Origin of the sequence: Vibrio sp. B1FLJ16, assembly GCF_905175385.1 — a bacterium.
Taxonomy (GTDB): domain Bacteria; phylum Pseudomonadota; class Gammaproteobacteria; order Enterobacterales; family Vibrionaceae; genus Vibrio.
Genome location: NZ_HG992749.1, coordinates 333,274 through 358,357, shown reverse-complemented (window position 1 = coordinate 358,357; position 25,084 = coordinate 333,274). Strand labels below are relative to the sequence as shown.

Annotated in this window: 19 protein-coding genes; 10 read left to right on the top strand and 9 right to left on the bottom strand. The window is 46.0% G+C overall.

Annotated features, from left to right (window positions below; all coding sequences use genetic code 11):
• Positions 1-22: 22 nt before the first annotated feature.
• Positions 23-784: a DeoR family transcriptional regulator gene (locus KHN79_RS01730; protein ID WP_182009691.1), complete on the bottom strand. Its 762-nt coding sequence runs from the start codon at positions 782-784 to the stop codon at positions 23-25.
• Between the two features lie 431 nt (positions 785-1,215).
• Here KHN79_RS01730 and pykF point away from each other — a divergent pair, with 431 nt between their 5' ends.
• The gene (pykF, locus tag KHN79_RS01725; RefSeq protein WP_182009692.1) at positions 1,216-2,628 is read left to right on the top strand and encodes a pyruvate kinase PykF; all 1,413 of its coding nucleotides are present in this window, start codon (positions 1,216-1,218) and stop codon (positions 2,626-2,628) included.
• Between the two features lie 162 nt (positions 2,629-2,790).
• Here the strand turns inward: pykF and ilvN are convergent, their stop codons facing one another.
• The 7 genes from ilvN to KHN79_RS01690 all read right to left on the bottom strand — a co-directional run bounded on the left by ilvN (position 2,791) and on the right by KHN79_RS01690 (position 11,819).
• Positions 2,791-3,285 carry an acetolactate synthase small subunit gene (ilvN, locus tag KHN79_RS01720; protein ID WP_182009693.1) on the bottom strand — a complete coding sequence of 165 codons (495 nt, stop codon included), beginning with the start codon at positions 3,283-3,285 and terminating at the stop codon, positions 2,791-2,793.
• 2 nt (positions 3,286-3,287) lie between these two features.
• Positions 3,288-5,012, bottom strand: coding sequence for an acetolactate synthase 3 large subunit (locus tag KHN79_RS01715; RefSeq protein ID WP_182009694.1), 1,725 nt, complete (start codon positions 5,010-5,012; stop codon positions 3,288-3,290).
• Between the two features lie 458 nt (positions 5,013-5,470).
• Positions 5,471-7,270 (bottom strand): long-chain fatty acid--CoA ligase, encoded by a 1,800-nt coding sequence (locus KHN79_RS01710; RefSeq protein WP_182009695.1) that lies wholly within the window; start codon positions 7,268-7,270, stop codon positions 5,471-5,473.
• Positions 7,271-7,777: 507 nt separating this feature from the next.
• Positions 7,778-8,737 carry a LysR family transcriptional regulator CalR gene (gene calR / locus KHN79_RS01705; RefSeq protein WP_182009696.1) on the bottom strand — a complete coding sequence of 320 codons (960 nt, stop codon included), beginning with the start codon at positions 8,735-8,737 and terminating at the stop codon, positions 7,778-7,780.
• Positions 8,738-9,256: 519 nt separating this feature from the next.
• A complete protein-coding gene (locus KHN79_RS01700) occupies positions 9,257-10,303 on the bottom strand; it encodes an MJ1255/VC2487 family glycosyltransferase (RefSeq protein WP_182009697.1) in 1,047 nt (348 codons plus the stop codon).
• A gap of 3 nt (positions 10,304-10,306) precedes the next feature.
• Positions 10,307-10,855, bottom strand: a complete 549-nt coding sequence (locus KHN79_RS01695) for a phosphatase PAP2 family protein (RefSeq protein ID WP_211907263.1) — start codon at positions 10,853-10,855, stop codon at positions 10,307-10,309.
• Positions 10,856-11,024: 169 nt separating this feature from the next.
• Positions 11,025-11,819 carry an SH3 domain-containing protein gene (locus KHN79_RS01690; RefSeq protein ID WP_182009699.1) on the bottom strand — a complete coding sequence of 265 codons (795 nt, stop codon included), beginning with the start codon at positions 11,817-11,819 and terminating at the stop codon, positions 11,025-11,027.
• Positions 11,820-12,315: 496 nt separating this feature from the next.
• On the opposite strand from KHN79_RS01690, the gene leuA reads away from it, so the two are divergent.
• The 5 genes from leuA to KHN79_RS01665 all read left to right on the top strand — a co-directional run bounded on the left by leuA (position 12,316) and on the right by KHN79_RS01665 (position 18,146).
• Positions 12,316-13,863 (top strand): 2-isopropylmalate synthase, encoded by a 1,548-nt coding sequence (leuA, locus tag KHN79_RS01685; protein ID WP_182009700.1) that lies wholly within the window; start codon positions 12,316-12,318, stop codon positions 13,861-13,863.
• Positions 13,864-13,937: 74 nt separating this feature from the next.
• The gene (gene leuB / locus KHN79_RS01680) at positions 13,938-15,029 is read left to right on the top strand and encodes a 3-isopropylmalate dehydrogenase (RefSeq protein ID WP_182009701.1); all 1,092 of its coding nucleotides are present in this window, start codon (positions 13,938-13,940) and stop codon (positions 15,027-15,029) included.
• 195 nt (positions 15,030-15,224) lie between these two features.
• Positions 15,225-16,625, top strand: coding sequence for a 3-isopropylmalate dehydratase large subunit (gene leuC, locus KHN79_RS01675; protein ID WP_182009702.1), 1,401 nt, complete (start codon positions 15,225-15,227; stop codon positions 16,623-16,625).
• An 11-nt stretch (positions 16,626-16,636) separates the two neighbouring features.
• The gene (gene leuD, locus KHN79_RS01670) at positions 16,637-17,239 is read left to right on the top strand and encodes a 3-isopropylmalate dehydratase small subunit (RefSeq protein WP_140275167.1); all 603 of its coding nucleotides are present in this window, start codon (positions 16,637-16,639) and stop codon (positions 17,237-17,239) included.
• A 127-nt stretch (positions 17,240-17,366) separates the two neighbouring features.
• Positions 17,367-18,146 carry a DUF547 domain-containing protein gene (locus KHN79_RS01665; RefSeq protein WP_182009703.1) on the top strand — a complete coding sequence of 260 codons (780 nt, stop codon included), beginning with the start codon at positions 17,367-17,369 and terminating at the stop codon, positions 18,144-18,146.
• Positions 18,147-18,429: 283 nt separating this feature from the next.
• On the opposite strand, the gene djlA is transcribed toward KHN79_RS01665, so the two are convergent.
• Entirely contained in the window at positions 18,430-19,290 is an 861-nt protein-coding gene (gene djlA / locus KHN79_RS01660) for a co-chaperone DjlA (RefSeq protein ID WP_182009704.1), read from the bottom strand.
• 280 nt (positions 19,291-19,570) lie between these two features.
• Between djlA and lptD the strand changes: the two genes are divergently transcribed.
• From lptD to rsmA, 4 genes are read left to right on the top strand one after another with little or no spacing between them, the layout of a single operon-like run.
• The gene (lptD, locus tag KHN79_RS01655; RefSeq protein ID WP_211907262.1) at positions 19,571-21,916 is read left to right on the top strand and encodes an LPS assembly protein LptD; all 2,346 of its coding nucleotides are present in this window, start codon (positions 19,571-19,573) and stop codon (positions 21,914-21,916) included.
• 60 nt (positions 21,917-21,976) lie between these two features.
• Entirely contained in the window at positions 21,977-23,260 is a 1,284-nt protein-coding gene (gene surA, locus KHN79_RS01650) for a peptidylprolyl isomerase SurA (protein ID WP_182009705.1), read from the top strand.
• Complete coding sequence (pdxA, locus tag KHN79_RS01645; protein ID WP_182009706.1) at positions 23,250-24,248, top strand: 4-hydroxythreonine-4-phosphate dehydrogenase PdxA; 999 nt, start codon at positions 23,250-23,252, stop codon at positions 24,246-24,248. Before surA ends, pdxA begins: the two co-directional genes overlap by 11 nt.
• Positions 24,245-25,054, top strand: a complete 810-nt coding sequence (gene rsmA / locus KHN79_RS01640; RefSeq protein WP_182009707.1) for a 16S rRNA (adenine(1518)-N(6)/adenine(1519)-N(6))-dimethyltransferase RsmA — start codon at positions 24,245-24,247, stop codon at positions 25,052-25,054. Before pdxA ends, rsmA begins: the two co-directional genes overlap by 4 nt.
• Positions 25,055-25,084: the final 30 nt, after the last annotated feature.

The window sequence follows — 25,084 nt, the reverse complement described above, 5'->3', positions numbered from 1 at the left end:
AAAGACTTAAAGTGTTAACTTTCTAGGCGCAAATCACTGTCACGCCATGCTGTTCTATCTGTAATTTATGTTCAGCTTTTATGTCAGAATCAGTCACTAGTACATCCACTTGCTGCCAGGCAAGTTCAAGATTCGGGATCCTGCGGCCGATTTTTTCAGACTCAATCATCACGATAACTTCACGCGAGACCTCCGCCATCACCTTACTCAGGCCAACCAACTCGTTAAAAGTCGTGGTGCCACGCTCTAAATCGATGCCATCCGCGCCAATAAAAAGCTGGTCAAAGTCATAAGCTCTCAAAACCGATTCCGCGACTTTGCCCTGGAAAGACTCTGAGTGTGTATCCCATGTCCCTCCTGTCATCAGCAGAGTTGGCTCGCTCTCTAGTTCATTAAGTGCATTGGCAACATGCAGTGAGTTGGTCATGACAACTAAGCCACGCTTGTCGTTCAGCTGCTGGATCAATGCCGCGGTTGTACTGCCACTGTCGATAACAATCCGGTTGTGATCCCTAATCAGAGATGCTGCCGCTTTTGCTAAACCGATCTTTCGAGTCGAAACATTTGTACCCAATTCTTCATGAATCACTTCAGTCGGGATCGCGATTGCTCCACCGTAACGACGCAAAAGTTGGCCGTTTTTCTCCAGAGAGGCCAAGTCCTTTCTAATCGTGACTTCTGAGGTTTCAAACTTCTGAGCCAGTTCATCTACGCTGACTTCTCCCTGCTCAGAAACCAAGTTAGAAATAGCGTGTCTTCTTAGTTGAGTGTTTCGTTTCGACATTTGGCACTTAATCTTAAGTTTCGATTTGAAAGTTATTATAGTCAAGTCGAAACTTTTAAGTCCATTTATTTCGATCCAAAAAATTAATATTTCTCGCTGAAACCTTGTCCTAAGACAATTCTTAAACAGTGATATTGGATTCATTAGGTGGTAGAATTCGCCACCGAAAAGAAAATAAATTACAGAACTGACGGCTATTTTTTTGCAACATTCTGCATATAAAGTGCACTTAGTCACAAAAAGGTAACCAAAATCGCCGACCTTTAAGTCATAAAATGACTAAACTTGGTGAAAGACTTTCAGAATCTGAAGTTCATTGAAGTGGTGGAAAATCGGTGGATGGCAGGCACAAAATGTCATCAAAAACACCTTAACTTCAGAGTAATAACCGACTTTCAAATTGTAACTATACTTACCGGAGAGTATCTTCCATGAAAAAGACCAAAATCGTTTGTACGATTGGCCCTAAAACTGAATCTGTAGAGAAGCTAACTGAACTAGTAAACGCAGGCATGAACGTAATGCGTCTTAACTTCTCTCACGGTGACTACGAAGAACACGGCACTCGTATCGCGAACTTCCGCCAAGTAATGGAAGCTACTGGCAAACAACTAGCAATCCTTCTAGACACTAAAGGTCCAGAAATCCGCACTATCAAACTAGAAGGCGGTAACGACGTTGATCTGGTAGCTGGTCAAGAATTCACTTTCACAACTGACATTTCAGTTGTAGGTAACAAAGACAAAGTTGCAGTAACTTACGCTGGTTTCGCAGCTGACCTAAACACTGGTAACACTATCCTGGTAGACGACGGTCTAATCGAAATGGAAGTTATCGCAACAACTGATACTGAAGTTAAGTGTAAAGTTCTTAACAACGGTGCACTAGGCGAAAACAAAGGTGTTAACCTTCCAGGCGTTTCTGTAAACCTACCTGCTCTATCTGAAAAAGATAAGAACGACCTTAAGTTTGGTTGTGAGCAAGGCGTTGACTTCGTAGCGGCTTCTTTCATCCGTAAAGCTTCTGACGTTCAAGAGATCCGTGAAGTTCTTGCTGCAAACGGCGGCGAGAACATCCACATCATCTCTAAGATCGAAAACCAAGAAGGTGTTGATAACTTCGATGAGATCCTAGAGCTTTCTGACGGCATCATGGTTGCTCGTGGTGACCTGGGTGTTGAAATCCCAGCTGAAGAAGTAATCTTCGCTCAGAAAATGATGATCGAGAAGTGTAACCGTGCACGTAAGATGGTTATCACAGCAACTCAAATGCTTGATTCTATGATCAACAACCCACGTCCTACTCGTGCGGAAGCAGGCGACGTAGCTAACGCAGTAATGGACGGTACTGACGCAGTAATGCTTTCTGGTGAAACTGCAAAAGGTAAATACCCAGTAGAAGCAGTAACTATCATGGCTCAAATCGCGAACCGTACAGATTCAGCTCTTAAAGCTGAGCTAGGTTCTCGTCTGGACAGCCCACGCCTACGCATCACTGAAGCGGTATGTAAAGGTGCTGTAGACACAGCTGAAAAACTGGCTGCTCCACTGATCGTTGTTGCAACTGAAGGCGGTAAGTCTGCACGTTCAGTACGTAAATACTTCCCAACTGCAAACATCCTAGCGCTAACAACTAACAAGAAGACAGCTGCTCAGCTAGTTCTTACTAAAGGTGTTACACCTGTCGTTGTTGACTCTATCGAAAACACTGACGCGTTCTACGTTGCAGGTAAAGAGCTTGCACTAGAATCTGGTCTGGGTAACAAAGGCGACATCGTTGTTATGGTTTCAGGTGCTCTAGTTGCTTCTGGTACAACGAACACAGCTTCTGTACACGTACTATAAGACTGAAGAGTTAATCATCAGTTAATTGAGAAGAGGGCTTTATGCCCTCTTTTTGTTTTTGGTATTCGTGAGTTTGATTCACTTAGCACTAAAAACAGAAAAGCCACCATTAACTTATAAGAGTCATGGTGGCTTTTGTTTAATAATTACTATCGGTACATACTAAGCTTTAAGAGCACGCTCTCCACGGGCAATACCAACTACCCCGCTACGTGCGACTTCTACTACCTCAGTAACTTCTGAAATGGCTTTAATGAACGCATCCAGCTTTTCACTGGTCCCCGCCAGCTGCACGGTGTACTGCGCTGCGGTAACATCGACAATCTGTCCACGGAAGATATCTGCTGTACGTTTGACTTCAGCCCGGGCAAAGCCACTGGCTTTTACTTTCACCATCATCAGTTCACGTTCAAGATGTTCAAATTCAGTCACTTCCTGAACTTTTAATACATCAATAAGTTTGTGTAACTGCTTCTGAATCTGTTCAAGCTGCATCTCATTTGATGTCGTTGTGATATTCAAACGAGACAGGGTTTCGTCATCCGTTGGCGATACTGTCAAAGATTCAATGTTATAGCCACGTTGAGAGAACAAGCCTACAACGCGAGACAAAGCACCTGGTTGGTTTTCCAATAGCAATGAAATAATGTGTCTCATAATTAAGTTCTCTCCGTTTTGCTTAGCCACATTTTGTCCATACCCTCGCCTTTAATCTGCATAGGGTAAACGTGCTCAGTTTCATCGACGTTAATGTCAACAAACACCAGACGGTCTTTCATATCGAGTGCTTTTTGTAGACCGGCTTCTAACTGATCCGGCGTTTCGATACGAATACCAACGTGACCATAAGCTTCTGCGATAGCTGCAAAATCAGGAACAGAACTCATGTATGAATTTGAGTGACGACCTTGGTAAATAATGTCTTGCCACTGTTTTACCATGCCTAGGAATCGGTTATTCAGGTTGATGATTTTCACCGGAATATCGTACTGCATTGCCGTCGATAACTCCTGGATGTTCATCTGAATACTGCCGTCACCGGTTACCACTACAACTTCTTCTTCCGGCATCGCGAACTTCACGCCCATACCAGCAGGAAGACCAAAGCCCATCGTGCCCAAACCACCGGAGTTAATCCAACGGCGCGGCTTATTAAACGGGTAGTAGAGCGCGGCAAACATTTGGTGCTGACCTACATCAGAAGCAACGTACGCGTCACCATTGGTCAACTTATGCAGTGTTTCAATAACTTGCTGTGGCTTGATGCGTTCTGGTGAAGTTTCATAGGCCAGACACTGACGATCACGCCATACCTGAATATCAGCCCACCATGCCTGAATGGCTTCTGCGTCATTGGTATGCTCTTGTTCAGCCAGTAAAGCCAGCATAGTCGTCAGCACTTTTTCGGCTGAGCCTACGATTGGCAAATCAACCTTAACGTTTTTGGAGATCGAGGACGGGTCGATATCGATATGCATGACCTTGGCGTTCGGACAGTACTTTTCCAGATTATTCGTCGTACGGTCATCAAAACGGACACCGATGCCAAATATCAAATCAGCATCATGCATGGCCATGTTAGCTTCGTAGGTACCATGCATACCCAGCATGCCAAGCGAATTCTTATGTGTGCCCGGAAAAGCACCCAGTCCCATCAGGGTACTGACTACCGGAAGATTGAGTTTATCTGCTAACTCATAAATATGTTCATGCGCGCCTGAGATCACCGCACCGCCACCGATATAAAGTACCGGCTTTTTCGCTTCCACCAGCGATTTAAGTGCTTTTTTGATCTGCCCTTTGTGACCCGAAGTCGTTGGCTTGTATGAGCGCAACGAAATGCTTTCAGGATATTGGTAAGGCAGCTTAATTTGCGGATTCATCACATCTTTTGGCAAATCAATCACTACCGGACCAGGGCGTCCAGTTGTCGCAATGTAGAATGCTTTTTTGATGGTTTCAGGAATGTCTTCTGCTTTCTTTACCAAAAAGCTGTGTTTCACCACCGGGCGAGATACACCCACAATGTCACATTCCTGGAATGCATCGTTACCGATCAGGTTGTTAGGGACGTTACCTGAAATAACGATCATCGGGATAGAGTCCATATAAGCGGTCGCAATACCGGTAATGGTATTGGTCGCACCGGGACCTGAACATACTAGTACCACACCAGGCTTACCCGTTGCACGGGCATAACCGTCAGCCATGTGCGTCGCCGCCTGTTCATGTCTTACTAGTACGTGTTTAATTTGGTCGGTTTTGGCGTGCAGTGCGTCGTAGATATCTAGAACGGAACCGCCAGGGTAACCAAAGATCTGAGATACATTCTCTTCGATCAGAGATTGCACAACCATCTCTGCGCCTGACAACATTGCTGTCATAATTGCTCTCCTTAACCAGTTTCCTCACCGTAAGGTCAACGGTTTGGTCTGGTTTCACATAGTTTAGGGCTTATTCGTAGCCTAATCGAAATACTTCCACGGTTTTCGGCTATGTCCTGCGTTCGTCATAACTTCCCGCAGGGTTACTCAATAAATGTAACGTTTAATCATCAACGGGTCTAATGAGAGGAAGATCTAATTTTTTAACAAGATACTAGAAAATAGCACCTCAAGAGGGATAGGCGCTAAAGAAGATTAGAATAGCAGTAGAAGATAAAGCCTGCTCAATAAATAAAGAACATTATTTCATATAAAACTCTATCTAACAGAGAAGAACCATTGATCCTGAAATATAAACAGGGACAAAGTACCCGCAAACAAAAATCCCCACAAACGCGCTAGCACTTGTGGGGATTTATTGAACAATCTGAAATTTTAATCAGTTCGACAAAGCAGAGTTAGTGCTTTTCTTTGTACATTTCTTCGATTTCATTCTGATATTTATCGTTAATTACTTTACGACGAAGTTTTTGCGTTGGCGTCAGTTCACCATTGTCCATAGAGAAAGCCTTCGGCAGCAGTTTGAACTTCTTAACCTGTTCAAACTTAGCCAGCTCTTTCTGCAGATCATTCACCCGCTTTTCAAGCATTTCGACCACCTGATGGTTCTTAATCAGTTCAACACGGTCGTGATAGGCAATGTTCAGCTCTTTGGCGTACTCTTCCAGTGAATCAAAACACGGTACGATCAGCGCCGAAACAAATTTACGCGTATCTGCGATAACCGCAATCTGCTCAATAAAGTGATCTTTACCAATGGCACCCTCAATCATTTGCGGCGCAATGTACTTACCATTCGAGGTTTTCATCAGCTCTTTAATGCGGTCAGTAATAAAGAGGTTACCGTTCTCATCGATATGGCCTGCATCACCCGTCTTTAAGAAACCGTGTTCATCAAAGGTTTTTTCAGTCTCTTCCGGCATTTTGTAATAGCCACGCATCACCATCGGCCCACGAACTAAGATCTCGTTGTTTTCGCCAATTTTCACTTGTGCGCCCGGCATAGACATACCAATAGAGTCCGGGGCAAAGCAATGGTCATCCCAGCAAGACACAGTTGCCGTGGTTTCAGTCATGCCGTAACCCAGCTTAACGTTGATACCGATAGCATGGAAGAACCGGCCAATCGTCTCGTCCAGTTTGGCACCGCCACAAGGCATGAAGTTGATGCGCCCGCCTAACAGTGCACGTAGTTTACTCAGTACCAGCTTATCTGCCAGAGCATAAGATTTGCGTAACAACAAGGATGGCTTACGTTGCTCCTGACGACATGCCGCCATTTTTGCGCCCATGTTCACCGCCCAGGTGAACATGATCTTACGGTGGATCGGTGCGCGGGAAACTTTTTCATGAATCGCCGAGAAGATCTTCTCGTAGAAGCGAGGTACGGCACACATTACGGTCGGACGAACCTCGCTTAGTGCATCACGCACCTGCATTGTATCCTGCAGGTAACAGTTGGTTGCGCCTTTGTACAAAACATAGAAAGTCCACGCACGCTCGAAGACGTGAGAAAGCGGCAGAAAACAGAGAGAAACGTCATCTTGCGACAGTTTTAAGCGTTGGTCGTGACCTTCAAGCTGCGCAGCGATGTTGGCGTAGTCTAGCATTACACCCTTTGGCTGCCCCGTCGTACCAGACGTATAAATTAAAGTTAGAAGGTCATCTTGTTGTGCCTGTTCTAAACGTGTATTTAGCTCGTCCTGGTAACTTGTATTGCCTTTAGCAAGGAAGTCCTGCCAAGAGATGGTAAAATCATGCTCTCCCAACTCAACATCATCAGACATGGCAACAATCAGCTCTAGCTGAGCGCACTGCTCGAAAATGCTGACTGCGGCATCAAACTGAGCCTGTTCACCGACGAACAGTACTTTCACATCCGCATTGTCGATGATATATGCCGACTGAGCAGCGGTATTAGTCGGGTAAATAGGAACCGTTACGCCGCGTAATTGCAGAGCAGCGAAATCAGCGATCGTCCATTGCGGCATATTATTTGAAAAAATGCCGATCTTATCCTGGATTCTCAATCCCTGAGCCAAAAGAGCAAGCGATAAGTTATCCACTTGCAGACCAAACTGCTGCCAGCTAATACCTTGCCACTCTTTACCCACTTTGTGTTTAAGAGCAGTACGGTTACCACCTTTCGCAATTTGTTCACGAATACGTTTAACAATATGAAAATCTAATTTGGCCATCTCTACTTACCTTTGGCTTACAGGTGTAAGCTAATTTGAGCGAGCAAGTGTACTCATAGAAGACGAAAACGCAACTGACGGACATCATACTTATCGCGAATATGAGAATAATCTTACATATAAAGTGAACATTAGGGTCTGTTGACCTTTCGCAGTTAAATTTTGTTCGAGATAAAAGCGTTTTAATCGCGGCGAGAGGTTTGTAGCCTAGTCATTCTAAGTAAAACACCTCTCAACAAAGAGTAAAACGCTTTTGGCCGAACCCTTCGGGCAGCATTTGTGGCTCCTTTCTACTGCGTTATCGGCTTATCAGGTAGAGTAGCTACATTTCAAAGCCTCTGCCTTGTATAAAGAACCCACAAACTGCTGCAAAAATCAGCTCGAAAGGTCAACAGACCCTAGGATCACTTTAGGCGATACCACGCTCATTTTCCTCTACGCAAAAAAGAAAGCCCCGAAGGATACACATCCCCCGGGGCTTTGAATTATTCTTCAGTCTGCAGTTACTTATTTTGAGGCAACAACCTCACCGCAAATCACCATCAGCTGATCGCGCAGCCAAATATGACCTTTGTCCTTTTCACTTGACTCATGCCAGCTCAGGAAGCCACTGATTTCTTTGTTAGCAAATGGGAAATCCAAAATTTGTAACTGGTCACTGTTTACTGCATTTTCAGCCATCCAACGCGGAACAATCGTCACCAGTTCAGATTGTCCAACTACGTATAGCAGGTTGCTCAGGCTCGAACCTTCATATGCCGCCAGACAATCAAGTTCGCGATACGCCTGCTCGGAAAAACTGCGCTGACCGTGGATTCTTGATAGTTTCGCGTGTTTTTCATTGATCAGCTGCTCAGCACTCACCGATCCATAAACGCGCGGGTGGGTTTTAGAAGCAATCACCACCAGCTCATCTTTAAAGATTTCAGTGCTTGAGAAGCCTTGCTCATCAAAGCGAGCATAATCAATCACAAAATCGATTTCCTGATAACGCATGCGCTCAGAAAGGAGACGGTCAAATTCCGCATCTAAATGCAGCTGAACGTTTGGTGCCTGCTGATCTACTTCAGCCATGATCTTTGGTGCAAAGCGCATATCACACGGACTGCAGATCGCCAGTTTAAACAGACGCGTTGAAGATTCTGGCTGGAATACGGAACTTGGCAGTTCGTTACGGATCAGCTGCAACGCCTGGCGGATAGGGCCGAATAGCTGACGTGCACGTTGTGTCGGTTGGATGCCGCGCCCCTGACGCATAAACAGTTCGTCGTTAAACATCACTTTCAAACGTGCTACGGCATTGCTCACTGCTGGTTGAGACATGCCTAAATTGTGTGCTGCGCGAGTGATGTTTTGCTCCTGCATGACAGCATCAAATACTGTCAGCAAGTTCAAATCTACTCCACGCAACGTGCTTTCCATACGGTAGCTAGCAATTGCGCTCATTGCGTCTTTCTTCTCTAACATCGAGTGCGCCTCTTGTGTAATCGTCAATTTGGTTCAATGAATTCATAGCGAATAGAATCTCATGTCGCACAAAAGACGGCGGCTGGATTCGAATCATTTCACGAATGGATAACCCGTTTTATCAATCGACCGCATAGGTACGGCTCGGACCGTACTATCAACGAATCAATCAAGGTCTAACAACTCGATTGATATTTAATCACTAAATTTTATGCAACCAGGTATTTATAAGCGCATTATCATAGCGTTGAGAAAAACATAAAAAAGTCTAAAACCACGATTTCAGAGTTTTCTGACAACCTATTCAGCGTATTTATAAGAACACCTGTCAGCCCTGTCCTTCATGTGCCAGAGTTATTGTTCTTTCCTGGGCTAAAAAGCCACATCAATGGATCAGAGAACTAAGTACACAGTCCAGTTTAAGAAGATTAAAATTGCAGTGTATGAATTGATGATAAAGAGACAGAAAATGCAGCTACTCAAACTTTAGGTAGCTGCTTTCCAGAGATGGCGTTACGACTAAATATTAGAAACATAACTCGGAAAATCGACCTGTTCCCACAACTGCCTGGATAGCTCTTCCTGAGAATCCCATGCCCCCTGCAACACCCAGTCAGCCACAGCCTGAGCGACATCCGGATACTTAACACTTTCTGCGTGCTGTTCCTTCAGCCAACGGCGTACCGTTGAAATTTCTAACCCGTCCATCGAAGTAGCCAGACCTAAGTCTTCTAGCGTCGCCACATTGCTCTGCTGCTCAAACTGCCCTGCCAGTGGTTTCAGCAACAGCTTCTTTCCCAGAGAAAGCGCTTCTGACGGTAACTCGAATCCACCGTTAGCGATGACCCCACTACATTGATGCAGGTGACGCTGGAACCGAGAGTGAGACAAGGGACGCAGCTCAATGTTCTCGATAACTTCACGCTCTGTTACATCCGGGTGGTAGCAGATGAATGACTGCTGATTAAAGTGAAACAGCAGATCCGCGATATCATCAATCGATTCAAAAGGAAGATAAACCAACACAAAACTGTCATATTGCTCCTGGCTGGTCAACGTATGAATGATGGGCGGCAGTATAGGTTGGTCAAAATGATACCAGTGCAATCCCAGATGATGCTGAGATGGAGCAAAATACTCAATCATCGACTTGTCCAGCCAGCTCGCTCCTTTCAGCGGAACCGGATAACGAAAAGCGTTCTGGTGACTGATACCAATACAAGGCTTTTTCTGCTTTCGTGCCGCCCACGCCGTTACCGGTTCAAAGTCATTAAGAACCAGGTCATAAGATGATAAATCTAGCTCACTCACTTCTTTGTAAAACTGAATCAGGTTATTGTTGAGTGCTGTTTTAGCGTAATTCACCGAACCTTTCTCAGTGACAAACGTGAATCCCCGGCGCGTCTGATAATCACCAAAGGCTTCCATCGAAAAGTATTTCCTGGGATCACGCCCGGAAAACAAAAAGTCGACCTGTACGTCATGCTGTGAAAATGCATTACTCATCGCTCTTGCACGAGCAATATGACCGTTTCCGGTGCCCTGAACACCGTATAGGATTTTCATCAATCAAACTCCGAAGACAGAAATTGCAAATCCACCACACAGACTTCCCAGCGCCGCGCCGATGACAATGTCAGTAAAAAAGTGCACCCCAAGAAAAATGCGCGCAGCACCTATCAAGCCAGCCCAGAAAAACGCGGCGTAACCCAGTGCAGGGTAAAAGTGCTCGATAAGTGTGGCCATCAAAAACGCGGCAGAAGTATGCCCGGAAGGTAAGCTATAGCGATCAGAAGGGGTAATAAAAGTAGGCAGTAATACGCTTAACTCTTCGGGACGACGGCGTTTAAAACTGTTTTTCAACGCCCAGTAGACGGGTAATTCAATAGCAAAGGCCAGCAATCCCGTAAGCAAAAACCATAAGCCATGTTCTTTATCCAGATACCAGGCTAATAAACCCAGAACCACGTAAAGATGACCATCACCACTGTGTGAAACTCCCCTGCTGATATTCGCGACCTGGTGGTTAAATCGGTGCTGAAGACAAACGCTGGAAAATGCTAAGTCAAGCTTAGCGATGGTTGCTATCGGCTGAGTAATCGTCTCTATCGTTCTCATATGAGCTTCCCTCACTTTGATACACCTCTATTGGCAAAGTAGGGGGTTTTAGTGACAACTAAATGACGGGAAGTTGGACAATTAATGACAAAGTTTAGATTGGTAAAATCCACTTAGTGATACCACGACTAAGTAGATGGTATTTCAAACCTAACGAGAAGCGTACAATTTAAGATTGAAGTGCGGTGTCGATGTACCAAACCTTTCTTTGCTTACGACACGCCCGCAACGACCCTGTGGTGTAGTCACCATCTTTGCTCAGCTCGTAACTTAGCATCCGGCAGGTGTAGCGACCGTTCATATCATATTGATTTTGCAATTTTTCATTTATTGAAGATGATGTTACCAACAGCGGATTTGGTGGCGTTGACAGAATGTCCCGCTCTCCTGCATTGCTTCGCGCGTAATCTTTATGCATATAGCCTTTGATCACGCCTCTTTGTTCAACAAGAAACCAGGGAGACTCATCAGTTATCGCGAGTACATTAAATACCTCACCTTTGCTTATCTGGCTGAGTTCCTCGGCATCCGGGCTCGGTTTAGAGCGTAAGTTCATGGTTGTTTTCGACCGGTAAGGAACATCCATAAACGTCAGCTGTCCGTATGTTTCAACCCCCTCTTCCATGGGCAAAGTAGCCCTGGCCTGATGCCATTCGTTGGGTTGAACGCGGATTTTCCACCAAGCGTAAGTTTCCGGATCTTTTCCTTTAAATCTGTCGCGAGTATCCGACTCAAGAGCAACTAACAGTTGATTTAAAAAGTACTCCCGGCCTTCAAAACTCAAATACATATCCATTTGGTCACGGACCAATGCGACCACATGAGCATGACCACTCGCTACGAGCGGCGAAACTGTCGCTTGTGGGTGTGATGGAAATGTGTGTGATTGAAACAGCTGACAACCTGATAAGCTGATCAATGTTAGTGCTAACGCTGAACGTCCGAGTTGTTTTGCTTTAGCCATTAATCCTCTACCTTCTGTAGACTATAAGCTCTATCTAAAAGCACTGGCCTAACAAATCAATCATTGTCTGGGTAGCTTGTAATCGTGATCCCTTTATGAGGAGATTGTTGGTTGAACATTGTGATCTTTCTCGAGAGTTATAATTGCCGGAAATAATCCTTCCGGCCGAAAATTTATGTCAGTTCATAAAATCCCCACCTCTCAGGACTGATCCGATATGAACAAAAAATCGACTTTAGGGTTGACGTAGTTGATGGAGTGCGGTACTAATCTGTTAACTTAATTTTGTGGAAAGCTTAACAACTATGTCAGCTCATTTTTCTATCCTGCTTAGCCTCCTCCTGATCGTGACCAAATCGCGCGGGTAGGCTGTGGAAGAAAAATAACCACAACGAATTCTAAAAGCCCGCATGAAAATGCGGGTTTTTTTATATCTAAATACTGGAAGTAAACGATTAACTGGCGCGAAAGTGCAGAAATCAGGAAGGAAGCAAACATGAACGATCAAGTCATTATATTCGACACCACCTTGCGTGATGGCGAGCAAGCGTTATCAGCAAGTTTGACGGTTAAAGAAAAACTGCAGATTGCCTATGCGCTGGAAAGACTGGGTGTCGATGTTATCGAAGCTGGTTTTCCTATCTCTTCTCCTGGCGATTTCGAATCAGTACAGACTATCGCAAAAAACATTAAAAACAGCCGGGTTTGTGCACTTTCGCGTGCCGTTGCGAAAGATATCGATGCGGCAGCCGAAGCGCTAAAAGTTGCTGACCAATTCCGAATTCATACCTTCCTGGCGACTTCCACTATTCACGTTCAAGATAAACTTCGCCGCACATACGACGATGTCGTAGAAATGGCTGTCAACGCAGTAAAACATGCCCGTAACTATACAGACGACGTAGAGTTTTCGTGTGAAGATGCAGGCCGTACGCCAATCGACAACCTGTGTCGCATGGTCGAAGCGGCCATCAACGCCGGCGCTACAACGGTAAACATCCCAGATACTGTGGGCTATACCGTACCAAGCGAGTTTGGCGGGATTATTGAGACCCTGTTCAATCGCGTTCCAAACATCGATAAAGCCATTATCTCTGTGCACTGCCACGACGATTTGGGTATGTCGGTAGCTAACTCTATTGCGGCCGTACAAGCTGGAGCCCGTCAGATTGAAGGGACAATAAATGGCATCGGTGAACGTGCGGGTAACTGTTCACTTGAAGAAATCGCGATGATCATCAAAACGCGTCAGGAATTATTGGGCGTACACACTGGTATCAAACACGATGAAATTCACCGCACCAGTAAGTTAGTCAGCCAGCTATGTAATATGCCTATCCAGAGCAACAAAGCGATCGTCGGTGCCAATGCATTCAGCCACTCTTCTGGCATCCACCAGGATGGCATGCTTAAGAATAAAAACACCTACGAAATCATGACACCGGAGTCGATTGGTCTTAAGAACCAGGCACTAAACCTGACAAGCCGCAGTGGCCGTGCTGCGGTGAAGAGCCACATGGACAGCATGGGTTACAAAGAAGACGAGTACAACCTTGATGCGCTATACGCTGACTTCCTGAAGTTGGCGGACCGCAAAGGCCAGGTATTCGATTACGACCTGGAAGCCTTGATGCACTTCTCTAACTTGCGTGAAGAAGATGATTTCTACAAATTGAATTACCTGAGCGTGCAGTCAGGCAGCGTGATGGCAACCACCAGCATCAAAATGCAATGTGGTGATGAAGAAATGTGTGAAGCTGCAGTCGGTAATGGTCCGGTGGATGCGCTATACCAATGTATCTACCGTGTGACAGGTTACGACATCGTGCTAGACAAATTTGACCTGACGGCAAAAGGCGAAGGTGAAGATGGTTTAGGTCAGGCAGATATCATCGCCAACTACAAAGGCCGTAAATATCACGGTACTGGCGTTTCAACTGACATAGTAGAAGCTTCGGGCCAGGCGCTACTGCACGTAATCAACAGCATTCACCGTGCAGACAAAATTGCAGAAATGAAGAGAAAGAAAATCGCTGCCGTTTAATCTGAGCAAACCAGATCTAAAAAGAATAAATTCGTTTTAAATTAAGCTAAAAATAAGAAATTTAAAGGACTAACATGACAGACAAATCATACAAGATTGCCGTTTTACCCGGTGACGGCATTGGCCCGGAAGTGATGGAACAAGCGCATAAAGTTCTGGACGCAATCGAGAAAAAACACGGCCTGGCATTTGAGCGTGAGCAACATGATGTTGGTGGTATTGCTATCGATAATCACGGCTGTCCACTTCCAGAAAGTACCGTAAAAGCGTGTGAAGAGTCTGATGCGGTTCTGTTTGGCTCAGTAGGCGGCCCGAAGTGGGAACACTTACCGCCAAACGATCAACCAGAGCGTGGAGCGCTACTTCCTTTGCGCAAACATTTCCAACTGTTCTGTAACCTTCGTCCGGCGCAAATTCACAGCGGTCTGGAAGCATTCTCTCCGCTTCGTGCAGACATCTCTGGGCGCGGTTTTGATATCGTTGTAGTTCGCGAGCTGACTGGTGGTATCTACTTTGGCCAGCCAAAAGGCCGAGAAGGTGAAGGTGCAACGGAGAAAGCGTTTGATACTGAGGTTTACCACCGCTTTGAAATCGAGCGCATTGCGAAAATCGCCTTCGAATCTGCTCGTCTGCGCCGTAAGAAAGTCTGCTCAATCGACAAAGCGAATGTTCTGCAGAGCTCTATCCTGTGGCGCGAAGTGGTAGAAGAAATCGCGAAAGATTACCCGGATGTCGAGCTTTCTCACATGTACATCGACAACGCGACTATGCAGTTAATCAAAGATCCAGCGCAGTTTGACGTCATGCTGTGCTCAAACATCTTCGGTGACATCATCTCAGATGAATGTGCAATGATTACCGGCTCTATGGGCATGCTACCTTCAGCAAGCCTTAATGAAAGCAAGTTTGGCCTTTACGAACCAGCTGGCGGCAGTGCACCTGATATCGCAGGTAAGAACATTGCAAACCCGGTTGCACAAATCCTTTCTGCTGCACTAATGCTGCGTTACAGCCTAGGTGAAGAAGCCGCGGCTCAAGATATCGAATCCGCAGTTTCTAAAGCGCTGTCTGCTGGTGAGCTAACTGCCGACCTAGCAGGTGACAAACCGGCGCTGACGACGTCAGAGATGGGTGACAAAATCGCCGAGTACATCTTGAATTCATAAACAGACTAATTTTATAAATATAACAGTCGTTCATAACCGATACTGCAACCAATAACTTAGGCTTCCTCTAAGTCATTGGTGCTACAACAAGGCATCAAGTTAATTTAACCCCGGGAGTTTAGTTCACTAAATGACCGGGGGAAATTAACGCCGATAACGCAGTTGTGGTGACAAGGACGACGAGGAATGGAAGTAATGGGCAAAACACTATATCAAAAAGTCTACGACGCACACGTTGCTGTCGCAGCCGAGGGGGAAACCCCGATCCTTTATATTGACCGTCATTTGGTACACGAAGTCACCTCTCCACAGGCGTTTGATGGCCTGCGTGAAAAAGGTCGTAAAGTGCGTCAGGTGGGCAAAACGTTCGCGACAATGGATCACAACGTTTCAACTACAACCAAAGACATTAATGCTTCCGGTGAGATGGCTCGTATCCAGATGGAAACGCTATCAAAAAACTGTGAAGAGTTCGGTGTCACCCTTTATGACATCAACCACAAATATCAGGGCATCGTCCACGTTATGGGTCCTGAGCTAGGCATCACCCTTCCGGGCATGACCATCGTTTGTGGTGACTCTCATACCGCTACTCACGGTGCTTTCGGCTCACTGGCTTTCGGTATCGGTACTTCTGAAGTTGAGCACGTACTAGCAACTCAAACGCTGAAACAAGCACGTGCGAAAACGATGAAAATCGAAGTAAAAGGCAAAGTGGCTCCGGGTATTACCGCCAAAGATATCGTGCTGGCGATCATCGGTAAGACAACGGCAGCTGGCGGCACCGGCTACGTAGTGGAATTCTGTGGTGAAGCGATTACTGACCTTTCGATGGAAGGCCGTATGACCGTATGTAACATGGCTATCGAATTAGGTGCGAAAGCAGGTCTGATTGCCCCGGATGAAACCACTTTTGATTACATCAAGGGCCGCAAATTCTCACCACAAGGTGCAGATTTTGATGCAGCTGTAGAGTACTGGAAAACACTAAAAACTGACGCAGATGCCGAGTTTGATGCCGTAGTCACGCTAAACGCTGCAGACATCAAACCGCAAGTCACATGGGGCACTAACCCAGGTCAGGTTATCGCAGTTGACCAACCGATTCCTTCACCAGAAAGTTTTTCAGACCCAGTGGAAAAAGCATCGGCAGCAAAAGCGCTGGCTTACATGGGACTAGAAGCTGGCAAGTCACTGGCAGATTACCCAGTTGATAAAGTGTTTGTTGGTTCTTGTACTAACTCACGTATCGAAGACATGCGCGCAGCAGCAGCGGTTGCTAAAGGTCGCAAAGTTGCGTCACACGTTCAGGCATTGATTGTTCCTGGTTCTGAGCAAGTCAAAACTCAGGCAGAAGCGGAAGGCTTGGATGTGATCTTTAAAGAAGCGGGCTTTGAATGGCGTCTACCGGGCTGTTCAATGTGTCTAGCAATGAACAACGACCGCTTAGGTCCTCAGGAGCGTTGTGCATCGACTTCAAACCGTAACTTTGAAGGTCGTCAAGGCCGTGATGGTCGTACCCACTTGGTTAGTCCTGCAATGGCTGCGGCGGCGGCTATCGCTGGTCACTTTGTTGATATTCGTGAACTAGATTAAGGAAAGAACATATGTCAGGTTTTAAACAACACAAAGGCTTAGTTGTTCCTCTAGATGCAGCGAACGTTGATACTGATGCCATAATACCAAAGCAGTTCCTACAAAAGGTGTCTCGCCTGGGTTTCGGTAAGCACCTATTCCATGACTGGCGTTTCCTTGATGATGCTGGTGAACAGCCAAACCCTGAGTTTGTAATGAACGCACCACGTTACCAAGGTGCTTCTATCCTGCTTGCGCGTGAAAACTTCGGTTGCGGCTCTTCTCGTGAGCACGCACCTTGGGCGTTAGCCGATTACGGCATTAAAGCGATGATTGCGCCAAGTTTTGCAGACATTTTCTACGGCAACTCAATCAACAACCAAATGGTGCCGGTTCGTCTGACTGAACAAGAGGTGGATGAACTGTTCCAATACGTAGAAGCTAACGAAGGCGCTCAGATTGAAGTGGATCTGGAAGCACTGAAAGTTCGCGCTAACGGTAAAGAGTACGATTTCGAAATCGATGAGTTCCGTCGTCATTGCCTGCTAAACGGCTTAGATAACATCGGGTTGACGCTACAGCACGAAGACAAAATTGCTGAGTATGAAGCAAACATCCCGAGTTTTCTGCGTTAAGTTGCTGTAAACAAAAGTTAAAAGGCTGACCGTTGTCAGCCTTTTTTAGTTTTATGCGTTGATAAAGAAAGAAAGCAAAGACTAAAAAGGTCTACACTAACAACAAAGTTTCACTGCAGGTATCCCTATGAAACATCTCTTATTATTGTGTTTCTTATTCTCTTTCTCCGCTTTAGCAGCCCCAAAAGCCGATTTATGGCCATACTGGCAGCAATCCGATGAAACCAGCCAAGTTCAGATTTCGCACCAGGAGTGGCAACAGTTACTCGACAGCTATCTAGTAAGCCGAGGTGAAAATACACTCTTTAGCTACGGTAAAGTCTCAGCAGCAGATAAAGAAAAACTGAAACAGTACATTCAACGCCTTGCGAAGCTCGATCCACTTCAGTACCGCAAAGCGGAGCAGTACGCTTACTGGGTGAATCTGTACAATGCGATTACGGTGGATCTGATTTTGGATAACTACCCGATAAAATCGATCACTAAGTTAGGAGGGTTGTTTAGCTTTGGACCATGGGGGCAAGACGTCGTGGCAATCAATGGCAAAAATCTGACCCTGAATGATATCGAGCACCGGATCCTAAGGCCAATCTGGCAGGATCCGAGAACTCATTACGCGGTCAATTGTGCAAGCTTGGGCTGTCCTAACCTGCAAGCCAAGGTATTTACTGCAGATAATACCCAAGCCCTGCTAGAAAGCGCCGCAAAGACCTTTATCAACAGTCAAAAAGGCGTCAGCATCCAAGGAGATACCGCTAAGGTTTCTTCCATCTACGACTGGTTTTCGGTCGATTTTGGTGGTGAAGCACAGGTATTCAATCACATCAGAAAATACGCACCGCAATACAACAGTTTTTCTGGCCGGGTAACGTACGACTACGACTGGAGTTTGAATCAGGCTGACTGATTTCACCTCGGGCGTACAGCTTGAAAAGCTTTAAGTCACCAGTAACCCAAAAGCTAAAAAAGGCACTGGATGAACTCCAGTCAATTAACGACTCTTACTGGGTCATTCCTGCGAGCCTTAGCGAGACTAGGAATCTAATATCCGCGCGCTGAGAGTATAGTGAAATACCTTTAACAACAGAGAGCTCGGATAAAAGATTCTGAATCACGCTCGTCCCTCGCTTTTCAGAATGACGGTATGACACCAATACCTTGTCATTTTCCTTCTTTGATGGAAAACGAGGCTACTTAAAGCCTTTGACCTTCTTAATAAGATCATAAGCATTTTGAATTTCTTGTGATTTTTCTTTCGCGACGTTCATCATTTCTGGCGGAAGACCTTTCGCCATCAGCTTATCCGGATGGTGCTCATTCATCAGTTTACGGTAAGCACGTTTAACAGCTTTGCTGTCTGCATCCGATGACACGCCCAGGATTTTGTATGCATCAGCTAAGTGATCCGCCTGAGAGGCTTGCTGCCAACCCGCGCCGGAAGACTGGTATTGCCCCTGATGCTGACCATTAAATCCGCCTTGATGCTGGAAGCGGAAAGCAGCTTCCTGCATTTGCAAACGACGCTCTAGCTGATCAGACGAAAAACCTAACGCCCTGGCAATCTTATGTAATACGTTACGCTCACTAGGGTGAATTTCACCATCGGCGAAAGCAGCGGAAATTTGCAGCTCCAGGAAAAACTGCAGCAGATCGAAACGACCAGCAGTGGAGATTTTTACCCGAACCAACACTTCTTCGAGCGGGAAATCACTTTCCTTCCCCTCGCGAAACGCATCCTGCGCTGCTCGGCGTTGGTCACCATGTAAATTCATACGATCCATCATAGCTGTCGCCAGTTGAATCTCTTCTTTGGTAACCTGACCTTTGGCTTTTGCCACATGTCCCATCACAGCGAAAGCCGCTTTGAAAAACTCTTCCTGACGTTGCGCCTGACTTGGTCCTTTTCCAAATCCGCTAGTAGAGAAACCAGCCTGACTCAAACGGCGTGCTTTATCAAACTGATGGCCAATAAACAGGCCAAACAACAGGCCAAATGGCCCGCCCAGTAACAAGCCAAAAAAGGCACCAAGAATTTTGCCAAAAATATGCATTATGTGTTCTCTATCAATGAATTTTTATCGACGACAGCGGTCTTATAGTGCCGGATGCAACGATTTCCTTTATGATAATGGAATTAGTTTTATTTCGGCCAGGCCATTTCGCCTGCTTATCTTTGCAGCTACTTTGTTATCATTATGCCACAGCGAATCTACGCACAGGGATAAATGCGACAATAGTAGTTGATTCATTTGGCTATTACGCCAGGGTACAACAAGCCCTTTAGCCATCGAGTAATCATAGAGTAATAGTGACACAGGAAAGTTCGATTCAATGCAACATTTCTCCCGCACATGTTTAGCGGCCTCTATCAGCACCGCCTTGTTTGTACCTACCACTCAAGCTGAAGCGAATATCCATGATAGTGTGCAGGAAATGCCCACCACAGATCAATGTTTGGTCGAAACAAGTGGTGAGGAAGACGCTCTCAACGCACCAGTAGTGGTCGAAGCTGACAAACTGCAAGCCATTAGCGGCGATAAAGCACAATACTCTGGAAATGTCCAAGTCACACAAGGTCAAAAGAAAATCACGGCAGATAGCGTTACCCTGCACCAGCAAGACAATGTCGTTGTCGCTGAAGGTAACGTAACGTTCAATGACGGCCAGGTGGAAGCCCGTTCAGATCGCGTGACCAGCGATATCGACCAAAACACCTTCTCACTCGAGAACACTGACTATCACTTTATTTGTCAGCAAGGACGGGGGACTGCAGCCTACATTGCCCGTACCGGGCAATCAGTTTATGAGCTGGAAGATGGCTCTATCACTTCCTGCCCTCAGGGAGATAACTCGTGGCGTTTAGTCGCTTCAGGTATCGATGTCGATCAGGATGAAGAGACTGCGACACTAACACACCCTCGCTTTGAAGTACTGGATGTACCCATTTTCTATTTCCCGTATCTGACCATGCCGATTGGGGATACACGTAAAACCGGTTTACTCTTCCCTTCTTTATCGTATGGCTCCAGCGATGGTTTTGAAGTTGAAGTTCCGTTTTACTGGAATATCGCGCCTCAATACGACATGACCTTCACCCCGCTCTACATGCAGCAGCGGGGCACGAAAATCGATACTGATTTCCGCTACCTGACTAACGGCTGGGGAAGTGGTGAAATCAAGGGCGAATATCTCGGCTCCGACAGAAAATATGAAGATAAGTCTCGCTGGGGCTACCAGTTCGCACATCGGGGAATAATAAACAAACAATGGATTGTGGATGTCGATTACTCAGAAGTGAGTGACATTGATTACTTCCTCGATCTCGACTCTGATATCGGTAACCGCGAAGATGGTCAGCTAGTGCAGGAAGGTGAAGTGAAATACCGCTCAGATTTCTGGGATGCTTCACTTACAGTCCGTGACTTCCAAATCTTACTGCAAGAAGAAAATCAGCCTTACCGTCTGATGCCGCAGCTGGCTGTAAACTATTACACACCAATATGGGGAAACTACCTCAATTTCGATGTGAAGAGCCAGCTCAGCCGTTTTGAGACCGACGATACCACAAAACCAAATGCTACCCGTTTTCATATCGAACCCGGTTTTACTGTGCCGCTGTCAAACTCCTGGTCGACGTGGACAACCGAAGCCCGAGTTCTTGCTACCTATTATTCCCAGGATCTCAATGGTCTGACTAATACGGAACTGGAAAACCAGCTTGATGAGGAAGTTTCTCGTATCATTCCTGAATTTCGTTCCAATGCACAGATTTACCTGGAGCGGGATACCAGCTGGATAGAAGGCTACACACAAACCCTAGAACCGCAGGTTCAGTATTTGTATGTACCAAAAGAAGATCAGACTAACATCTACAATTACGATACGACGTTGCTGCAAACCGACTACTACGGTCTGTTCCGCAGTCGTAAGTACGGTGGTATTGATAAAATCGCATCAGCTAACCAGTTGAGCTACGGTGCAAGTACACGCTTCTTTGATGACGATTATAAAGAGCGTCTCAATGTGTCATTCGGCCAAATCTACTACTTTGATAAGAAGACTAAGCTGAGCAATAGCCCGACAGCACCAGATCAAACAACAAATTACTCATCTTGGGCCGTTGAAGTTGACTTTAACTTCAACGATTACTTGTTCTACCATGGTGGTATCCAATACGACATTGACTTGAGTTCAATGCAGCTTGGAAACAGCACGTTAGAGTATCAGTTTGATGGTGGCTTTATTCAGGGTAACTATCGCTATGTTACCCGAGAATACATCGAAGATACGATCATTCTCGAAAACCTGGACACCATTACTCGCGAAGGTATCTCTCAGGCAGGTATTGTGGCGGCTTACGAATTTAACCCAAGATGGTCGGCTAGTGGTCAGTACTATTATGACCTAAATGAAAACAACAATTTAGAATGGCTGGCAGGACTGCGCTACCAGTCCGACTGTTGGTATATCGGTTTGACCTATTCAAACCAGCTGTTAGGTTGGGAAAACCAGACCATTGGTCGATCCGGCGCCTCAGCAGAATACGAGAACAACTTCAGTTTCAGCATCGGCATTCAGGGCTTTGCCACCAACCAACGCAATGACACGGCAGCCAAAGAACTGGAAGGCTCTGATAATACCATCAAATATGGCCGTCCATTCTATCTGAACAATTAACCGAATTAGGCGTCTTAAACTAAATAAGAAGCTAACTAATAACGACTTACGGAATGTTAAATGAAAATTTGGAAATCAATCTTATTTACGACACTGTTCTCTTACGGAGTAGTTGCAGCACCAGTAGAGCTTGATAAGGTTGCAGTCATCGTTAACAACGGTGTGGTTCTGCAAAGTGACATCGATACGGCAATGAAAACGCTGCAAGCCAATGCACGCCAAAACGGTAAGAGTTTACCTTCTGCTCAAGCTCTGCATGATCAGGTCGTGGAAAAACTGATCATCGATACACTTCAGGGTCAGGAAGCAGAGCGCATTGGTGTCCGTATCGATGACAGCCGTCTGAATCAGGCTATTGCAGAAATTGCACGCAACAATAACCAAAGTATTGAACAGCTGACGGCTTCTATTCAAAGTGAAGGTCTAAGCTACCCGGAGTTTCGTGAGCAAGTCCGTAAGGAAATCGCTGCTTCGGAAGCTCGTAATGCGCTTGTACGCCGCCGCATTAACATTCTGCCAGCTGAAGTCGATAGTCTTTCTGAACAGCTATCCAAAGAGACAAACGCAACGACCCAGTACAAAATCAGCCATATTCAGCTGCGTTTCTCCGATGATAAAGATAAATCAGAAGTAGAAGCAGAAGCCAAAGCACTGGCGAAAAAGATCAACGATGGCGCTGATTTCTCTGAAATGGCATACACCTACTCAAAAGGTCCAAAAGCCTTGCAAGGTGGAGACTGGGGCTGGATGCGTAAAGAAGAAATGCCGACAATCTTTGCTGATCAGATCCATATGCAGAACAAAGGAACCATTATCGGCCCATTCCGCAGTGGTGTTGGTTTCCACATCCTAAAGATTGACGATGTAAAAGGTCTGGAGACCATCGCTGTTACTGAAGTTAACGCTCGCCATATTCTGATCAAACCAACGGTTATCTTGAGTGATGAAGGTGCGAAGAAGCAGTTGAACGAGTTTGCTCGCCGCATCAATGCCGGTGAAGCAACCTTTGGCCAGTTAGCTTCTCAGTATAGTCAGGACCCGGGCTCTGCGGCACAAGACGGCGAACTTGGTTACCAAACGCCAGATCTGTACGTGCCTGAGTTTAAACATCAGGTAGAAACTCTGCCAGTGGGCTCAATCAGTGAACCGTTCAAAACCGTTCACGGCTGGCATATTGTCGAAGTCGTAGACCGCCGACAAGTTGACCGTACCGACTCTGCGATGAAGAATAAAGCATATCGCATTCTGTTTAACCGTAAGTTTAATGAAGAAGCAGGCGCATGGATGCAAGAGTTGCGTGCGAGTGCGTTTGTTGAAATCCTGGATGACGACAATGACAACTAATACTATTCGCAGGATCGTTGTTACCGCGGGGGAACCTGCGGGTATCGGCCCAGATCTTGTGCTTGCCCTGTCAACAGAAGACTGGGCGCACCAGATTGTTGTCTGTGCCGATAAAAACATGTTAATGGAGCGAGCCAAACTCCTTGGCATCGATGTCCAACTTACTGATTATCATCCTGAAGAAGCGCCAAAAGCACAAAAAGCCGGCACGTTAATCGTTGATCACATCGGGATAACGGAAAGTGCGGTTGCCGGTGAGCTCAATGAAGCCAACGGACACTACGTACTAAAAACGTTAGAAAGAGCCGCTTTAGGCTGTATGAACGATGAATTTGATGCTATTGTCACCGGCCCTGTACATAAGGGGGTGATCAATCGCTCCGGCGTTGCATTCAGTGGTCATACTGAATTCTTTGCTGAGAAGTCAAATACCCCGCTGGTTGTGATGATGCTGGCAACGGAAGGGCTGCGTGTTGCGCTTGTGACCACGCATATTCCTCTGGCATACGTATCAAAAGCGGTCACTGAAGAGCGATTAGAAAAGGTGATTGATATTCTTCATAAAGACCTGGTAGATAAATTTGCTATCGAGCAACCAAACATCTATGTTTGCGGGCTTAATCCTCATGCGGGTGAAGATGGCTGTTTAGGTCGCGAAGAGATCGAAACCATCACTCCAACACTGGAAAAAATTCGAGAGGAAAAAGGTATCAACCTGATCGGCCCGTTGCCGGCAGATACCATTTTCAATGAAAAGTATTTAAACGATGCTGATGCTGTTTTAGGCATGTACCACGATCAAGTATTGCCGGTATTAAAGTACAAGGGCTTTGGTCGTTCTGTAAACATTACGCTAGGTCTACCTTTTATCAGAACATCGGTGGATCACGGTACTGCATTAGAACTGGCAGGGACAGGTCAAGCGGATACAGGAAGTTTCCGGACAGCGCTCACGCATGCGATAGAACTGGTAGAGAAGAAACAATGAGAAATGATGTCCACTTAGGACACAAAGCGCGTAAACGTTTTGGTCAAAACTTCCTGAACGATCCATATATTATTGATGGTATCGTATCAGCGATAAACCCAAAACCAGGCCAGAATCTGGTTGAAATCGGTCCTGGTCTTGGTGCGATCACCGAGCCAGTCGGCCGTGAAGTCGACAAGTTCACTGTAATTGAACTCGACCGCGATCTGGCAGAGCGTTTACGCAACCATCCGGAACTGGCAGATAAGCTAACGATCCATGAAGGCGATGCGATGCGTTTCGACTTCACTCAGCTAGTAAAGCCGAATAACAAGCTGCGTATTTTCGGTAACCTGCCATACAACATCTCTACACCATTGATGTTCCATCTTTTTGAATTCCATAAAGACATTCAGGATATGCACTTTATGCTTCAAAAAGAAGTGGTGAACCGTCTGGCAGCAGGTCCCGGAAGTAAAGCGTACGGGCGTCTGACTGTAATGGCTCAGTATTACTGTAAAGTGGTGCCTGTGCTCGAAGTGCCACCAACGGCATTCGTACCGCCACCAAAAGTAGACTCAGCTGTAGTACGTCTGGTTCCTTATGAAGAGTTACCGTGCCCGGCTAAAGATCTGCGCTTGTTGGATCGTGTATGCCGTGAAGGCTTTAACCAACGCCGTAAAACAATACGTAACTGCTACAAATCACTACTGAGCACTGAAGTATTGGAAGAGCTGGGGATCAACCCGGGAATGCGACCGGAAAACCTGACTCTGGAACAATTCGTCGCGATGGCGAACTGGCTGGCAGATAACCCTCAACGCTAAGTTCGTTAAACGGCTAAGTTCGTTAAACGA

Coding starts and splice junctions, on each gene's coding strand:
- KHN79_RS01690 (WP_182009699.1), bottom strand. CDS start 11,819: ATGGCTAAAGCAAAACAACTCGGACGTTCAGCGTTAGCACTAACATTG.
- djlA (WP_182009704.1), bottom strand. CDS start 19,290: ATGCATATTTTTGGCAAAATTCTTGGTGCCTTTTTTGGCTTGTTACTG.
- KHN79_RS01695 (WP_211907263.1), bottom strand. CDS start 10,855: ATGAGAACGATAGAGACGATTACTCAGCCGATAGCAACCATCGCTAAG.
- leuD (WP_140275167.1), top strand. CDS start 16,637: ATGTCAGGTTTTAAACAACACAAAGGCTTAGTTGTTCCTCTAGATGCA.
- KHN79_RS01715 (WP_182009694.1), bottom strand. CDS start 5,012: ATGACAGCAATGTTGTCAGGCGCAGAGATGGTTGTGCAATCTCTGATC.
- KHN79_RS01710 (WP_182009695.1), bottom strand. CDS start 7,270: ATGGCCAAATTAGATTTTCATATTGTTAAACGTATTCGTGAACAAATT.
- KHN79_RS01700 (WP_182009697.1), bottom strand. CDS start 10,303: ATGAAAATCCTATACGGTGTTCAGGGCACCGGAAACGGTCATATTGCT.
- ilvN (WP_182009693.1), bottom strand. CDS start 3,285: ATGAGACACATTATTTCATTGCTATTGGAAAACCAACCAGGTGCTTTG.
- pdxA (WP_182009706.1), top strand. CDS start 23,250: ATGACAACTAATACTATTCGCAGGATCGTTGTTACCGCGGGGGAACCT.
- lptD (WP_211907262.1), top strand. CDS start 19,571: ATGCAACATTTCTCCCGCACATGTTTAGCGGCCTCTATCAGCACCGCC.
- rsmA (WP_182009707.1), top strand. CDS start 24,245: ATGAGAAATGATGTCCACTTAGGACACAAAGCGCGTAAACGTTTTGGT.
- KHN79_RS01730 (WP_182009691.1), bottom strand. CDS start 784: ATGTCGAAACGAAACACTCAACTAAGAAGACACGCTATTTCTAACTTG.
- leuA (WP_182009700.1), top strand. CDS start 12,316: ATGAACGATCAAGTCATTATATTCGACACCACCTTGCGTGATGGCGAG.
- leuB (WP_182009701.1), top strand. CDS start 13,938: ATGACAGACAAATCATACAAGATTGCCGTTTTACCCGGTGACGGCATT.
- surA (WP_182009705.1), top strand. CDS start 21,977: ATGAAAATTTGGAAATCAATCTTATTTACGACACTGTTCTCTTACGGA.
- calR (WP_182009696.1), bottom strand. CDS start 8,737: ATGTTAGAGAAGAAAGACGCAATGAGCGCAATTGCTAGCTACCGTATG.
- pykF (WP_182009692.1), top strand. CDS start 1,216: ATGAAAAAGACCAAAATCGTTTGTACGATTGGCCCTAAAACTGAATCT.
- KHN79_RS01665 (WP_182009703.1), top strand. CDS start 17,367: ATGAAACATCTCTTATTATTGTGTTTCTTATTCTCTTTCTCCGCTTTA.
- leuC (WP_182009702.1), top strand. CDS start 15,225: ATGGGCAAAACACTATATCAAAAAGTCTACGACGCACACGTTGCTGTC.